This is a genomic window from Coriobacteriia bacterium, assembly GCA_014859305.1.
Lineage (GTDB): Bacteria > Actinomycetota > Coriobacteriia > Anaerosomatales > Kmv31 > Kmv31.
Genome location: JACUUM010000016.1, coordinates 1 through 14,439, shown reverse-complemented (window position 1 = coordinate 14,439; position 14,439 = coordinate 1). Strand labels below are relative to the sequence as shown.

General features: G+C 72.2%; 14 protein-coding genes. 1 reads left to right on the top strand and 13 read right to left on the bottom strand.

Annotated elements, in window-relative coordinates; genetic code table 11:
* Nucleotides 1-3 precede the first annotated feature (3 nt).
* The 12 genes from IBX62_04175 to IBX62_04120 form a co-directional block, all read right to left on the bottom strand.
* On the bottom strand, nucleotides 4-645 hold the full coding sequence (locus IBX62_04175) for a GNAT family N-acetyltransferase (GenBank protein MBE0476281.1): 642 nt from the start codon (nucleotides 643-645) through the stop codon (nucleotides 4-6).
* A gap of 36 nt (nucleotides 646-681) precedes the next feature.
* Entirely contained in the window at nucleotides 682-1,383 is a 702-nt protein-coding gene (locus IBX62_04170; GenBank protein MBE0476280.1) for a hypothetical protein, read from the bottom strand.
* A gap of 72 nt (nucleotides 1,384-1,455) precedes the next feature.
* Entirely contained in the window at nucleotides 1,456-1,890 is a 435-nt protein-coding gene (locus IBX62_04165) for a YtxH domain-containing protein (protein MBE0476279.1), read from the bottom strand.
* Nucleotides 1,891-1,959: 69 nt separating this feature from the next.
* Nucleotides 1,960-2,910 carry a D-alanine--D-alanine ligase gene (locus tag IBX62_04160; GenBank protein MBE0476278.1) on the bottom strand — a complete coding sequence of 317 codons (951 nt, stop codon included), beginning with the start codon at nucleotides 2,908-2,910 and terminating at the stop codon, nucleotides 1,960-1,962.
* Nucleotides 2,911-2,945: 35 nt separating this feature from the next.
* Nucleotides 2,946-4,208: a PLP-dependent aminotransferase family protein gene (locus IBX62_04155; GenBank protein MBE0476277.1), complete on the bottom strand. Its 1,263-nt coding sequence runs from the start codon at nucleotides 4,206-4,208 to the stop codon at nucleotides 2,946-2,948.
* A 404-nt stretch (nucleotides 4,209-4,612) separates the two neighbouring features.
* A complete protein-coding gene (locus IBX62_04150; GenBank protein ID MBE0476276.1) occupies nucleotides 4,613-5,086 on the bottom strand; it encodes a hypothetical protein in 474 nt (157 codons plus the stop codon).
* A 4-nt stretch (nucleotides 5,087-5,090) separates the two neighbouring features.
* Nucleotides 5,091-5,285, bottom strand: a complete 195-nt coding sequence (locus tag IBX62_04145) for a hypothetical protein (protein MBE0476275.1) — start codon at nucleotides 5,283-5,285, stop codon at nucleotides 5,091-5,093.
* Nucleotides 5,282-5,623 (bottom strand): hypothetical protein, encoded by a 342-nt coding sequence (locus IBX62_04140; GenBank protein MBE0476274.1) that lies wholly within the window; start codon nucleotides 5,621-5,623, stop codon nucleotides 5,282-5,284. Before IBX62_04140 ends, IBX62_04145 begins: the two co-directional genes overlap by 4 nt.
* Before the next feature lie 145 nt (nucleotides 5,624-5,768).
* Nucleotides 5,769-6,368 carry a hypothetical protein gene (locus IBX62_04135; GenBank protein MBE0476273.1) on the bottom strand — a complete coding sequence of 200 codons (600 nt, stop codon included), beginning with the start codon at nucleotides 6,366-6,368 and terminating at the stop codon, nucleotides 5,769-5,771.
* A gap of 430 nt (nucleotides 6,369-6,798) precedes the next feature.
* Nucleotides 6,799-9,528 carry a UPF0182 family protein gene (locus IBX62_04130; protein MBE0476272.1) on the bottom strand — a complete coding sequence of 910 codons (2,730 nt, stop codon included), beginning with the start codon at nucleotides 9,526-9,528 and terminating at the stop codon, nucleotides 6,799-6,801.
* Nucleotides 9,529-9,562: 34 nt separating this feature from the next.
* A complete protein-coding gene (locus IBX62_04125; protein MBE0476271.1) occupies nucleotides 9,563-11,065 on the bottom strand; it encodes an HD domain-containing protein in 1,503 nt (500 codons plus the stop codon).
* Entirely contained in the window at nucleotides 11,065-13,218 is a 2,154-nt protein-coding gene (locus tag IBX62_04120; protein ID MBE0476270.1) for a HEAT repeat domain-containing protein, read from the bottom strand. The genes IBX62_04125 and IBX62_04120 overlap by 1 nt, the downstream gene beginning before the upstream one ends.
* Before the next feature lie 72 nt (nucleotides 13,219-13,290).
* On the opposite strand from IBX62_04120, the gene IBX62_04115 reads away from it, so the two are divergent.
* Nucleotides 13,291-14,007, top strand: coding sequence for a Maf family protein (locus IBX62_04115; protein MBE0476269.1), 717 nt, complete (start codon nucleotides 13,291-13,293; stop codon nucleotides 14,005-14,007).
* Here the strand turns inward: IBX62_04115 and IBX62_04110 are convergent.
* On the bottom strand, nucleotides 13,973-14,439 hold a 467-nt coding region (locus IBX62_04110), incomplete at its 5' end, for a hypothetical protein (protein MBE0476268.1). The two genes, IBX62_04115 and IBX62_04110, sit on opposite strands and share 35 nt — an antisense overlap.

Sequence of the window (14,439 nt, the reverse complement as noted above, 5' to 3'; positions counted from 1 at the left end):
CCGTCACCGGCGGCCCTCGATGTACGGGGTCGGCACCCGGCGCGCGGGCCGGACGGGGATGCGCAGCGATTCGAGCACCGCCTCGAGGTTCTCGGTCCAGGCCGCCAGCGAGCGCAGGTCCAGCCGCATCAGGGGGTTGACCGGATGCGGCCGCAGCACGGAGAAGCCCTGGCGTTCCAGGAACTCCTGTCCGACGACCGGCGACGCCGCGAAGTCCTCCGGCCGTGCGGCGGCGGCGTAGGCCTCGACGGTGCGCTCGTTGCGCGACACGAGGTCGCGCAACGCGGCCTGCAGCAGCACCTTGCCCAGCCCCCGCTGCCGGGCCTCCCTCGAGATGTGCAGGCAGGCGATGAGGATCGCCCCCTCGGAGGGCGGTCCCACCGCGAAGTTGCGCGCCTGCGGGAAGAACACCGCCGGAGCGTACTTCACGAAGCCGAGCACGTGCCCGTCCTCGGTCGCGATGCGCCCGCACTCCCCCCACTGCGCCCCCACGTAGTCCATCCAGCCGGAGAGCAGCTCGGCGTCGCAGCGCACCCCGCACCGTGGCTCCAGACGTTCCGGGGACTCCCAGAACACGCACCCCGGGCAGTTCGAGGGCAGCTCGCCGACGCGCTCCGGCGTCAGTGGAGAGAAGCGGCGTGCCAAGGGTCCTCCGGTCTTCCGCGTCCCGGTCCGTGCCTACTACTCTTCTTCGTCGTCGCGCATCGCGTCAAGCACCGACTTCTTCAGCGCGCCGAGGAACCGCCCGGCTCTGCGCCCGGCCTCGGAGCGGCGCACCAGCCGCGCCGCCGCCGCCGCGGAGACCGCCGCCTTGGACGCGAGCTGCTCCGCGCCGACCTTGGCGTACGCGGCGCCGGTCCCCGCCCTGGCGGCGAGGCCGCCGGGGACACCCTCCTCCGTCGCCGTCTGCGTGACGACCACGGCGGAGCCGTCGAAGCCCTCCACGTTCTCCGCCGCGACGGTCCGCCGCCCCACGGCCGCGTCGGCCACGGTCCCTTCGGTGAGCTCGACCTCGACGAGTCTCGCAGTCTTGACGGACAGCCGCGCGTCGCGGACCACGCCGAGGCGGCCGCCCGAGGACGACCGTGCCGGCATCCCGCGCCAGATGACGCTGTCGTCCCAGGTGTGGCCGATCTCGCGCTCGCCGGCGGCGCGCGACGGGACCGCGCGGGTGAGCCGAAACTCGCCGCCCTCCACCGCCAGCGCGGTCACAGGCACGTACGCCGGCGGCCGGGGCACCACGTACAGCAGCCGCGGACGCTCGAGCTCGATCCCCACGGGACGCGGCTCGTAGGCGTGGAACAGCACGTGCGCGACCCGCCCGGCCCTCCGGCCGCGCACGTCACGCACGGGCGCGCCTTCCATCTCCGACAACCGGGGCATCCGCCGCCTCCACACGAAGGGGCCGAGCGCGGCTGCGCCCGGCCCCCCGATGCTACCTTCTCCTCGGCGCGCTTACGAGGGCTTGCCGCCCTCCTCGGCCTTCTCCTGGACGATGTCCAGCTTCTCTTGCGCGCTCTCCGCGCCCGCCTCGACGGCCTCCTCGGTCTTGGAGCCGGCGCGCGACACCGCCGACTTCGCCGACCGGCTGGCCGTGGCGACCTGCTCCTTCAGGCGGTCGCGTGCCTCGTCGATTCGGGTCTTGAGCTCCTCGGTCTTGACCGCCGCGGTCTCGCGCCCGCTCTCGTAGATGTCGCCGGCCCGCTCGCGTCCGGTGTCGTACATCTCCCGGCCCTGGTCCCAGTACTCCTGCGCCCTGGCCGCGACGAGCTCCCGGTTCTCCTTGCCGGAGCGCGGCGAGAAGAGCAGCCCGAGAACGGCCCCGACGAGTCCGCCGAGGAGGAAGGCGCCGAAGACGCTCCCTCCGCGCCTGCCGTAGTCGTCGTACATACGCGAACACCTCCGCATCGCGGTCGGACGATCCTTGATCCAGTACCGGCTGGTACAGCGGTTTGTACCCTACTTTATCCTATCGGCCGCGGCCCGGACCATGAGCTCCACGAGCTCCCCGAAACCGATGCCGGCGGCCTCGGCGGCCATGGGGAGCAGCGACGTCTCCGTCATGCCCGGAGAGGTGTTGCACTCCAGCACCCAGGGCCGCCCCTCGCGGTCGACCACCATGTCCACGCGGCACACGTCGCGGCAGCCGAGCAGGCGCTGCACCGACAGCGCCAGCTCCTCGACGGTGGCGAGCACGGGCTCCGGCAGCCGTGCCGGCACGAAGTAGTCGGTCTCGCCGGGCGTGTACATCGCCGTGAAGTCGAAGAGGCCGGAGTGCGCCTCTATCTCCACCGGCGGCAGCACGCGGCGATCCTCTGTCCCGCCGACGACCGACACGGCGAGCTCCGCGCCTTCGACCCACTTCTCCACCAGCGCCTTGTCGCCGTAGGACAACGCGGACAGCAGCGCCTGGGGAAGGTCCTCGGGCGCAGCGACCCTGGTCAGACCGAGGGCCGAGCCCTGCTCCGCCGGCTTGACCACCACCGGAAGACCCCCGACCGCCTCGGGCACGAGATCCAGCGCCGTGGCCGCTCCCATCTCCTTGAACGCGGCGGTCGTGAAGGCCACCCAGGGGGGCGTCGGGATGCCGTTCTGGGCGAAGAGGCGCTTGGAGAGCGTCTTGTCCCAGGCGAGCGCCGAGGCCGTCACGCCCGGCCCCGTGTACGGGATGTCGAGGAACTCGAGGATCTCCTGGATCGTCCCGTCCTCGCCGTACTTGCCGTGCAGGGCGATGTAGACGACGTCCGGGCGCTCCGAGCGCAGCGTGTCGACCAGGTCCGCCGTCACGTCCAGCGCGAGCGTCTTGTGGCCCATCTCCGTGAGCGCGGCCACGACGCGCCTGCCGCTGGCCAGCGACACCTCGCGCTCCAGCGAGCGCCCGCCCATGAGGACCGCTATCTTCTCCTTCACGTCCGCCCCCTCGCCTCGCGCCGGTGGCCGCCGCGCTACCCCGTCGCGGGGGTCAGCGCCCCGGCCGACATGAACGCCCGGTACAGCTCCAAGCGGTCCTCCAGCACCTCGGCCAAGCGCCGGATGCCCTCCTCGATGCGGTCCGGCTCAGCGTAGCAGAAGGCCAGACGCATGCTGTTGCGTCCTCGGCCGTCCGGGAAGAAGCCGTCTCCCGGGACGAAGGTCACGCCGTGCTCGACCGCCTCGGCCAGAAGCGACGTGGTGTCCAGGAACTCGGGCAGGGTCGCCCACACGAAGAAGCCGCCTTCGGGGTGGGTCCATCGGGCCTCGGGAGGGAAGTGCTCCGCCAGCGCCGCCAGCATCGCGTCGCGCCGCGCGCGGTACGTGTCCGTGAGGTCGCGCAGCGTCCTGCGCCACCTCGAGCCGAGGAAGTAGCGCTCCGCCGCGGTCTGCGCGAAGGCCGACCCGCACAGGTCGGCGGCCTGCTTGGTGAGCAGCACCTTGGCGAGTATCGGACGGGGTGCCGCCATCCAGCCCAGCCGCAGCCCCGGCGCGAAGATCTTGCTGAACGTGCCGAGGTAGACCACGTCCTCGTCCAGGGCGCGCAGCGGCAGCAGGTGCCCGCCCTCGAAGCGCAACCGCCCGTAGGGGTCGTCCTCCACGACCACGACGTCGTACTCGCGCGCGAGCTCCAGGAGCCGGCGGCGGCGCGGCGCCGACATCGTGACGCCGGCCGGGTTCTGGAAGTTCGGGATGGTGTAGACGAACTTGGCGCCGCGCGGCCCGAGACGATCGAGCTCCTCGGCGAGGAGGTCCATCCGCATGCCCTCGTCGTCCATCGGCACGCACCGCACCTCGGGCTGGCACGCCGAGAACGCCTGCAGCGCGCCGACGTAGGTGGGCCCCTCGGTCAGCACGACGTCACCGGGGTCCAGGAACGTCTTGGCCAGCAGGTCGAGGCCCTGCTGGGCGCCCGCGGTCACGACGACGTCCTCGGGCGAGACGCGCACGCCGGTCTCGCCCATCAGCTGCGAGATCAGCCGCCGGAGCGCCGGCCGCCCTTCCGAGGAGCCGTACTGCAGCGCCTGGGCCCCGTCCTCGCGCATCGCGGCGGCCACGGCACCCGCGACCGCGTCGCCGGGTACCTTGCGGACCTCGGGCATGCCACCCGAGAAGGAGATGACGTCCGGGCGCGAGGCGGCGGCGAAGAGGTCCCTCACGGCCGAGGAGCGGATGTCGCCCATGCGCGACGCGTACCGCCCTTCCCATCGGTCGAAGACGACCCTCGAGGTGCCCATCTCGGCCTCCGCATCCGCCGCCGCGCCAGGCGGCAATCGCGAGAAACAGAACGACCCCTGCCTGATAGGGCGAGGGGCCGTCGCGGTACCACCTATCTTCGCTCCCGGGCGAGACCGGCCCAGCGCTGGAACCGGCCCTCGGGGGAGCCTCATGGCCGGTGCGGTAACGGTCCGGCGCCGTCCCGCTTCCGGCCGCGCCTCTCCGGCTCGACCCTGGCGGGGGACCTGGGAGGGGTGGCCGGGCTGATGGCGCCCTCTTCCCTCACGTCCATGCTGGCTGTATGCCCAGCCTTCGAGGCTGGTTGCCCGCGAGGGTAGCACCCTGCGGCGGCGCGGGTCAATGACGACGGACATGGGAGAGCGGCGGCAGGGGAGCGTTCCGCCGTCGGCCCCGGACGGGCGGCCTACCCCTGGCCGGCGAGACCGCGCAACCGTGCCACCTCGTCGACGAGCACGTGCATCTCGCCCTCGCCGGCGGCCGCGGCGATCACCTGCTCCGCAAGGCGCAACGCGCCGAAGCACAGCAGGTCGTCCTCGAATCGGAGCGCCACGCGGTACCGGCCTCGCCCGTCTCGCTGGAAGTCCCAGGTCGTCTCGCCGGTCGCCGGGGAGCCGGCGAGCCGCATCAGTTGCAGCGCGACGTGCTCGAACGCATGAGCGGTCTCGGTGTCGCGCAGCTCCTCGATGAAGGTCCGCCCCCTCCCGTTGTGACACTCGTGCGAGGCCAGGCCCGGCAGCGCCAGCAGCAGGTTGGCCGTGAAGGAGGGGAACGCGCCGGTGCGCGCGGCGTCGGGACGGACCTCGACGAGCGCCTCGGCGCGCTGCCCGGTCACCGTCACTTCCAGGACGGTCAGCGGCCGGGGGACGTCCTCGGGCACCCGCTCACGACCTTCGGCGGCGAGAACCGAGCAGGTAGCCGGTACTGACCGCTGCGGCGAGCACGCCGGCGGCAACGCCGGCACGCCTGGCGGCAGGGGTCTCCGCGACGGCTCTCGCGAGGTCCCCCGCACGCTCGCCCACCAGCCGCCCGCGCCTGCGGACGTCGTCGAGCGTCACCGCCGAGAGATCCGGCTTCACCGCGACCTCACCGTCCTCACCACGGCGTAGACCACGCCGACCGACCCGAGCACGAAGACCAGGCCGACGATGAGCGCGCCGTAGGCCGGCCCCACGACGTAGCCCAGCGCCCACGACAGGCCGACGAGCACGAGTGCCACCGATGTGAACGTGAAGGACGCGAGCGCGGCACCGCCGGAGAGCGCGACGACCACGGCGACGACGAGCGGCTTGGCCACCTTGTCGCGCACGGTCGCCTCGACTTGCTGCTGGAACCATGCGACGGCCGTCTCGAAGAGCGAGACCACGGAGTCGACGAGCTCGCTCCACCGCTCGACGACGTCGTTCCCGCGCTCCATCGCCACCTCTCCCCGTCGGCCGCGCGTCTCGGGCTCCGCGGATCGCACCTGCGCCCGGCACGGCGCCCGGTCCCTTACACGCATACCCTACCCCAACCCGCAGGTAACGGGAACGGGCCGGTCAGGAGCGGCAACGGGGTGTCCCTCAGCGGCCCAGGACGCGGTAGCGGACCCGCCCCACGCCGCTGAATCCGAGCGCCCGGGCCGTCCCCGGGCCCAGGTCGAACGTCCTGCCCCCGGCGTAGGGACCGCGGTCCCGGACGACCGCGACGGCGGTCCGGCCACGGTACTCGAACATGACGCGGGTACCGAACGGCAGCGAGCGGTGCGCGACCACCATGCTGTCCCGCCGCAGGGTACCGCCGCCGGCCATCGTCTTCCCGTAGAAGCCCGGGCCGTACCAGGAGACCGTCGCGGTGGACCAACCGCCGGCGCGGCCGCGCGAAGCGAGACGGGAGCCCACACCAGGCGCTGCGGCCCTGGGCGGGAGCGCCCTGGGGGCGACGAGCCGCTTGGGGAGCGGCTGAGCCTCCGCCGAGGTGCCCGGTGCCAGGTCGGGTACGGAGAACGCCGTCGAGAGGGCCAGCGAGGCGAACGTGCGTCTCGCCGGCGGAGCCGCCCGCCCCTGAGCGGGCAGCACGCCCACCGCCAAAGCGGCGGCCAGGAGGACGGCCGGGGTGGCCGCGAACGCCCGTTGCAGGCGACCGGGCCTCGCGACGTCGAACAGGTCCGAAACGGTGCGCACGCACACCTCCACGTCCGGTTACAGGACCGACGGCGACCGACGCGCGCGGCACAAGACAGCGGAGAGCAGGAGATGGAACGGGTGCGGATGGAACCGTGGCTGCCTCGCATCACCGGCGACGGCGGGAGCCGTCGTGCCGAAGAGCGAGTATGCGGTTCGGCGTGACCGTGATCTCGGGGGGCCGCGTCACCGGCTTCCCACCCCTGCCGCAAGCGGCTCGGAGAGCGTGTGTCGGCGGCTGCGTCCTGACCGGGAGTCGTCGCCCCGCTGCGCCGGTCCTCGGCCGCCCCCGGTCTCCTGGCGGCCGAACGCACACGAGGCGCTCAGTGATGCACAAAGTCGTATGTTACCACATACCAGGCGCTTCTTACCACCTTCTCCGTCCCGCCAACCGGGCGGGACCATCGGGCGGCCGGAGCGGACGGAGCCCCTACGGTGCCGCCGTGGACTCGCCGGAGCCCTGCCCGAGCTCCTCCAGCACGCCCCCGAGACGCTCGAGGAGGCGCCCGTACTCGGCCCAGTCCCCGCGCCGCTGCGCCTCGATCGCGCGCCGGTACAGCTCGACCGCCTCCGACACGCGGGGTGCCTCGGGCGCCTCGCCCGGCGGGCCCTCCGGCCGGCCGGGCGCCCCGTCTTCGGGAGGCTCCTCGCCGAAGACCGCCAACAGCGCCGCCTCCAGGTCCGACTCCATCACGATCTTGTCCGCGTAGACCACGATGACCCTGGTGAACTCGGGGATCGCCGTCTGCTCGGCCTGCAGGTAGAGCGGCTGGATGTAGACGATCGAGTCCTCGATGGGGATGACCAGCATGTTGCCGAAGAGCACCTGACTGCCGCGCTGGCTCCACAGGCTGAGCTGCGGTGAGATCACCTCGTCCTGATTCACGCGCGCGCTCACCTGCTGAGGCCCGAGGGTGACCCTCTGTTTGGGGAAGCGGAACACGACGCGTTCTCCGTACGTGTCCGGGTCGGACTTGGCGGCCATCCATCCGATCATGTTCGTCCGGTTGCGCGGGGTGAAGGGCAGCATCATCAGGAAGTCCTCGCGCTCCTCCCCAGGCAGGCGCATCAGCACGTAGAAGGGGCGCATCTCGTCCGCGCCGCCCTCCCCCGGGATCCCCCAGGCGTCCTCCTTGTTGTAGAAGCTCTGCGGGTCTCGGATGTGGTAGGTCTTGTAGACCTCCGCCTGCAGGCGGAACAGCCCCTCCGGGTAGCGCAGATGCCCGGCGATGCTCTCCGGCATCTCCTCGCGCACGGTGAGCAATCCCGGAAGGATCGTGCCCCAGGCGGCGAGCACCGGGTCCTCGGGGTCGAAGGCGTACAGCGTGACGCTGCCGTCGTATGCGTCAACGACGGCCTTCACCGAGTTGCGGATGTAGTTGAGCCCGCCGAAGCGCTCGGAGTACGGGTAGTGAGCCGAGGTCGTGTAGCCGTCGACCACCCACTTGATGCCGTCCTCGGCCAGAACGGGGTACGGGTCGTCCTCGAGCGTCAGCCAGGGCGCGAGCTTGCCGAGGCGACCGGCGACCGAACGCTCGTACAGCACCTTGCTCTCCCGGGTGATCAGCGGGCTGAACAGCAGGTCCTTGGACCCGAAGCGCAGCGCGAACGCCACGCGGCGCAGCAGACCGCCGACGGGCACGCCGGTCTCGCCCTCGTAGATGGTGGTCGCGTTCTCCTCGCCGACGGGGTAGTCGAACTCCGGCTTGGCCGAGTTCACGATCGCGTAGGAGGCGTCCCGCTCGCCGAAGTAGATGCCGTTGCGTGCCACGGTCAGTTCCGGAGGGGCCTCGGGCGGGATGTCGCCGACGACGAAGCGCGGCTGGCCGCGAGTCGTCGCCTCGTTCACCGGGCTCATCACGAGCCCGAACCCGTGCGTGTAGAACACGTGCTCGTTCACCCAGTTCCTCGCCTGATCGGGCAGCTGGGCGACGTCCATCTCACGGGCCGAGACCAGGACCTGGCGCCGCTCGCCGTCGATGACGTAGCGGTCGACGTCCACGTCGGTGAACTCGTAGTAGGGCCGGAGCGCCTGGAGCTGCCTGTAGGACCGAACCACGATCGCGGGGTCCCAGAGGCGGACCGCCTCTATCGTGTCGCGGTTGCGGCGGACGCCGGCGGCGGTCAGGTCCTCGGAGGCGGGGAACTGGCGCGACTCGATGCCGTCCAACCCGAACGCCAGCCGCGTAGCCTCGAGGTTGCGTTCGATGTAGGGGGCCTCCACGACCACCTCGTTCGGCTCCACGCGCAGCTGCTGCACGAGCATCGGGTAGACCGTCCCCGCGAGGATCGAAGCGCCCACCCACAGCCCCAGCGCCGCGACGGGCAGCCGCCAGCCCTTGAAGCGGATGTTCACGATCAGCAGCGCGGTGGTCACCAGCGCGATGCCGATGAGGATGCCGTACGCGGGGATCTGAGCGTGGACGTCGGTGTAGGAGGCTCCGGTCACCTGCCCCCGGGGGGAGAGGTCCAGCTCGTAGATGCGCAGCAGGTAGTCGGAGGCTCTCACGAGCGCCATGAGCCCCAGCAGGACGGAGAGGTGACCCTTGACGTGCGGCGCGAAGCCGGCGAGGCGCTCCCACGGACGGATCGCGCCGCCGACGAAGTGCACGGCGGCGGAGAGCAGCAGCGCGACGGCGAGCGCACCGAACAGCCAGTCGAGAGCGGTGCGCAGCGCGGGCATCGTGAAGACGAAGAACCCGGCGTCGAGCCCGAACTGCGGATCGATCCGCCCGAACGGCACGGCGTGAAGCGCCAGCGCGAAGCGCTCCCAGTACCCGCTCAAACCCGCGCCGAGCATCACCGAGGCGAGCGCGGTCACGGCCAGCAGCACCCACCCGATCCTCGGCTCGACCGCATCGCGCAGCCGCTGCAGAGCCTCTTCGACCTGGGGAGGAACGCCCCCGACCAGCTTGATCCGCGCCCTGGGCGTCATCGACCGCGCGACGCGCGCATTGACGTACAGCACGGCGAACGCCACCGCCGTGAACGCCGCGCCGGTCCCCCAGCGCCACGCCAGCGTCCTGAGGAAGACGCCCGCGTGGCCCACGTCGCGGAACCACAGCAGATCGGTGTAGAAGCCCGCCAGCGAGGCGGCGAGGGCGAGCAGCGCCGCGAGGGCGCCGGCGAGTATCCATGCGGTCCTGGCCGTACGGCTCACGGTGATCCCTTCGGTCGGCGGCGTCGCGCCCCCACTAGAGGTACTCGCCCACGTCCACGTTCAGCCCCTCGGGATCCAGGCACCGCTGGATCGCGCGGCCCGAGTCGTCCCGCGACAGGTCCACGTCGAACGGCTCCACGATGCCGCCGTCCATCCCCGCGATGACCCTCACCCGAGGTCTCAAGGGGTCGGAGACGCTGGGGCCGACCACCACGCCCACCTCGCCGCTCTCGAATCGCACGACGCTGCGCGGCGGGTAGACCCCGAGGACGCCGATGAACAGCCTCACCAGGGCGGGGTCGAAGGCGGCTCCGGAGTTCTTGGCCAGCAGCGACATCGCCTCGTCCTGGAGGCGCGCCGCGCTGTACGAGCGGCGCGACGTCATCGCGTCATAGGCGTCGCACACCGCCACGATCCGGCTCGCGACGTGCTGCCGCCGCTCCGAGGCGGGACGGGGGTAGCCGGTGAGGTCGTGCCGCATGTGGTGCTCGAGGATCGTGACGACCGCGGCCTTGTCCAGCCCCGGCATGCGCGCGGCGGTCTCCGCGCCGTACACCGGGTGCATCCTCACGCTCGCCCACTCCTCGGGGGTGAGGGATCCCGGCTTGTTGAGGATGTCCAGGTCGATCGTCATCTTCCCGATGTCGTGCAGGAGCGCGCCGACGCCCAGGGAGGACAGGAACCGGTGGTCCCGGGTCACCACGGAGCCCAGCGCGAGCGAGAGGATCGACACGTTCACGGAGTGGTAGAACGTGTACTCGTCGTAGCTCTTCAGTCCCGTCAGCTCGAGCATCGCTTGCCGGTTGGCGAGCACGTTGTCCACGAGGCTGCGGACGACGCCCCTCACCTGCCCGGCACCGGTCACCTGGTTCGTCCTGATGACGCGCTCGAGCTCCCGCATCAGCTCGATCGCCGCCGCGTAGGCGGCACGGGCCGCTTCGGCGTCCCCTGCCGAAGGGGGCGGGCTCTTGGTCACGCGTACCGCCCCGAACTCGATGCGGTCCAGCCCGGCGTCCTCCGCCAGTGCGATCGCTCCCCCGGCCGCCTCGACGGCCGCCGGCTCGGCAGCCAACACCGGCACGGCGCGCTCGAGCTCCTCCCGGGTCAGCCCTCGCTTGAAGGTGATGCTCCCCGCCCCCATCGAGCCGACATCGCGGACGAGCTGGTCGAAGAGCAGGCTCTCCTCCGGGAGGAACTGCTCGCCGAGGAGCACCTCGCCCTCGTAGAAGACGAGCGGCACGTCCACGCCCTCGGCATGGTAGGACGAGATCGCGTCGAGCAGCGTCGAGACCGCGTCGTCGACGGCGGGATGCCCCACCGGGTAGAAGCGCGCCGCCCGGCGCAGCGCGTAGAGGCGGGTCAGCAGCTCCCGGACCCTGCCGACCTGGCGGGCCGAGAACACCCGGGAGGTCGGAGGGGGCGGCACGTTCAGCGGCGCGGAGGGGTCGCCGTCCGAGACGGAGGAGGACGCCTCGCCCGGTCCCGCACCGGCTCCGCCCTCGTCAAGAGGGTGCTCGCGCTCGTCGCGGCCGCCCATCACGCGCCCCCCTCCGCCTTCTCACCGCGGATCGCGGTGACCGCCGCCAGGGCCGCGGTGCGCAGTTCGCGCCCGCGGCCTCGCAGCAGCGCGCGCCTGCCGGTCATCGCCTCGAGCGCCGGCAGGACGGAGGGGTCGGCGATGCGTCCCAGCGCCTCGATCGCCTCGACGCGCGCCCCGAGGTCCCGGTTGCCGTAGCCCTCGCCCCTGGCGACCTGCAGGAGCGCGCCGACCGAACCGCGCACCATCCCCAGGCCGAGGTAGCGCGCGGCGATGCTCACGTTCTGTGCGTCCTCGTCGGCCAGCGCCGCGATCAGCATCTCGTCCGCCATGCGGTCCCTCACTCCGGCGGCGGCGCGGATCGTCTCGCGGCGGACTCGGGCGTCGCGATGGCGCAGCGTGCGCTCGAGATAGGGGACGACCTCCGGACGGCGCGTCCTGCCCAGGATGCTCACCACGTTGCGCACGAAGTACCAGCGCTCGTCGCCCACGTGCGCGCCGAGCTCCTCCACGAAGCCGCCGGCGATGGTGGACATCAGGTCGACCGCGGACTTGCGCGCGGCCATGTCCTGCTCGCCGGCGAGCACCTCCAGCATCGGCTCCAGGACGTGGCCCCCCAGCACGGCCAGGAGCCGCTCGCACGCGTCGTGCTCGACAGAGCCCTCGGGGAAGACCCGGAACGCGTGGTTGAGCATCGCCATCTGCTCGACCGTGGCCATCGCCCCGACGGTGCGGGCGACGCGTCCGTGCTGGGCGTCGTCCAGCGATCCCTGCGCCTGCACGCGGGTCAGCGCTTCGGCGACGTCCGCCGCGACCTCGAACTCGCCGCGCTCCAACAGCGTCGCCGTGCCGTCCTCCACCATCGACATCACTGACCCGAACGCATCCAGCGGCGCGTCGAGCGCTACGAGCCCGACGAGCGCCATGAGCACGTCCCCGTCGGTGAAGCCGCGCGCCACCTCGGCGCGCAGCGCCTTCAGGCCGGGGTCGTCCTCGTGCTCGAGCAGGTGCCCCGCGGGAGTGAGATCGACGAGGCGCACGATGCTCTCGATGGGCCGCTCTCCTCCACGTGAGGCGCGCTCCCTGACCTCCAGCCTGCTCGGCGTGATCGCTTCGAGGGCACCGGACAAGCGGTCCTCGGGAACGCCCTGCCCCCGCATGGCCGCGCCGACGGCGTTGACGACCTCGTCCAGGCCGGCGGGGCCGATCCGCACGAGGTTCCGGATGGCACGCGCGAGGCCCTCCCGGGTCTCCTCCCGGGACGCGAAGCCCTCCACGAGTATCGCCGCGACCTGGTCGACGCTCATCTGGCGAAGCACCTGTGCCACCGGCTCGTCGTTGCGGGCCTCGGGGAGCATCCTGCCGCGCAGCACCTCGCGCCGCAGGTCGGGCTCCAGCCCCAGGACCGCTTCGGCGATAGCGCGGAACATCGCGGCCCTCTTCTCAGGGGCCGATTCCTCCACGGCGTGGGCAAGGCTGTCGAGGCGGCCCGCGACGGCGGCCGACGGGCGCATGCCTCCTCCTCCGGCCTCGGCGAGGTAGAGGCCGATCGCCCGCGGGTCGGAGAGCACCCGCTCGAGCAGGACGTGGTCACGCCCCTTCCTCGCCCACGCGCCGAGGAGCAGCTGCTCGATCTCGGCCGGACCCGGAGGCCACTCCTCGCCGGATACCGCCCCCTCGGCCGGCCCGGCCCCCGCGTCGTAGACCCGAGCCGACACCTCGGTGACGGTCACCGCGTCGACCTGGCGCTCCCACAGGCCGGCCTCGAAACCCCCCGCTTCGGCGATCTCGTCGGGAGGCACCTGCGCGAGTGACAGCGCGCCGAGGATGTCGGAGACGTCGGCGCCGGCGTGGAAGCGCATCTCGGCGAGATTGCGATGGTAGAGCTCGCGCGCGAACGCCTGGTAGGCGGATTGGCCCGGGAACACGACGCGGCCCTGATGGAGCAGCCCTTCCTTGCCGACCTCGAAGCGCACGTCGGGTCTGCTCTGCAGCACGTGGCGCAGCAACGCCACGGCCCGGGCCGCGCTCTCTCGCGGGATGCTGCTCTGCGGCGGGTAGAGGGCGACGGCCTTGTACGTCACCACGAGCTGCTTGAGGAAGCGCTCGACGGACGAAGGGACCTTGCGCGCCTGTCTGCGACGCTCAGCCAAGCTGACCTCCCCTGAGCCGGTCCTCCAGATTATACGTGAGCAGGGCGGCTCCGCCGGTGTATCATCCGCGCGATGACCGCGCGTCCGGACAAGGGCTCCCGTGTGGGGCCGGCCTACACGCTCGCGAGCGCCTCGCCGCGTCGCAGGCGGCTCGCGGCGTGGCTCGGGAGCCCGTTCCGGGCGGTGGCGTTCGACACCCCCGAGGAGCTCGCCGGAGAGCTGGCCGGCGACCCGCCCGCCCTCGCCGCCCGCCTCGCCGCCGACAAGGCGCGCGCCGCCCGCGACGGGGGCGTGGAGGGCCCGATCGCGGCGTTCGACACGATCGTCGACCTCGACGGGCGGCTGCTCGGCAAGCCGGAGGACCTGGACGAGGCGCGCGCCATGCTGGCCGAGCTGTCCGGACGAGAGCACCTCGTGCACACGGGCGTGGCCTTCCTGTGCCCCGAGGACGCCGCTCCCCGCGCGTTCGCCGTCACCACGCCGGTGCGGATGAGGGAGCTGGCCGAGGACGATGTCGAGGCGTGGGTGGCGAAGGGCGAGCTGCTCGGCTGCGCCGGCGCGTACAACATCGAGAGCCACCTGGCGTCGGTCGAGGCGGACGAGTGCTTCCAGAACGTCGCGGGCCTGCCGCTGTGCCACCTCTACGCGGTGCTCGCCTCCGGCGAGGCGCCCTGCGCGCCGGAGGGCCTCGTCCCGCCGAACCTGCGCTGCGACACCGAGCGGGGCGTGCGCTGCCTGCTGGGAGAGGCGCTGACTACGGCCTCTCGTCCTGCAGGAACGTCGCGGTGAGGATAACGCTCTCGTCCTCCTCCGGGTCGAACGCCTTGCCGGAGTGGTCGCCGTAGGCGCGCACGTCGATGAAGCGCGCGGAGGCGAGCTCGGGAGCGAGCAGCGAGACCGGCAGCGCGGTGTGCACCGAGCGCCGGGAGGCCACCTCCCAGCCGCCGGCGTCGCGACCCGGTTCGCCGAAGTCGCGCACGTCCTCGGGACGAGGGGCCTCCCCGGCGGCCTCGGGCGAGCGGGTGAGGGTGAGGAAGTCGAAGACGATCGACGAGGCATCCTCGGGGTAGGAGAGCACCTTCACGAACAGCCTGTCGCCCTCCGGCGTCTCGCGGAAGACCGGGGGCAGCGTGCGCAGCCGCTGCGAGAGCAGGCGGTCGTGGTCGAGCAGGTGCAGTACCAGCACGCCGCCGGGCGCAAACACGGCGCCGAAGTCGGTGA

Bases quoted from the DNA above. Each gene is read 5' to 3' on its own strand.
- IBX62_04170 (MBE0476280.1), bottom strand. From the start codon at position 1,383: ATGCCCCGGTTGTCGGAGATGGAAGGCGCGCCCGTGCGTGACGTGCGC.
- IBX62_04165 (MBE0476279.1), bottom strand. From the start codon at position 1,890: ATGTACGACGACTACGGCAGGCGCGGAGGGAGCGTCTTCGGCGCCTTC.
- IBX62_04155 (MBE0476277.1), bottom strand. From the start codon at position 4,208: ATGGGCACCTCGAGGGTCGTCTTCGACCGATGGGAAGGGCGGTACGCG.
- IBX62_04140 (MBE0476274.1), bottom strand. From the start codon at position 5,623: ATGGAGCGCGGGAACGACGTCGTCGAGCGGTGGAGCGAGCTCGTCGAC.
- IBX62_04125 (MBE0476271.1), bottom strand. From the start codon at position 11,065: ATGGGCGGCCGCGACGAGCGCGAGCACCCTCTTGACGAGGGCGGAGCC.
- IBX62_04115 (MBE0476269.1), top strand. From the start codon at position 13,291: ATGACCGCGCGTCCGGACAAGGGCTCCCGTGTGGGGCCGGCCTACACG.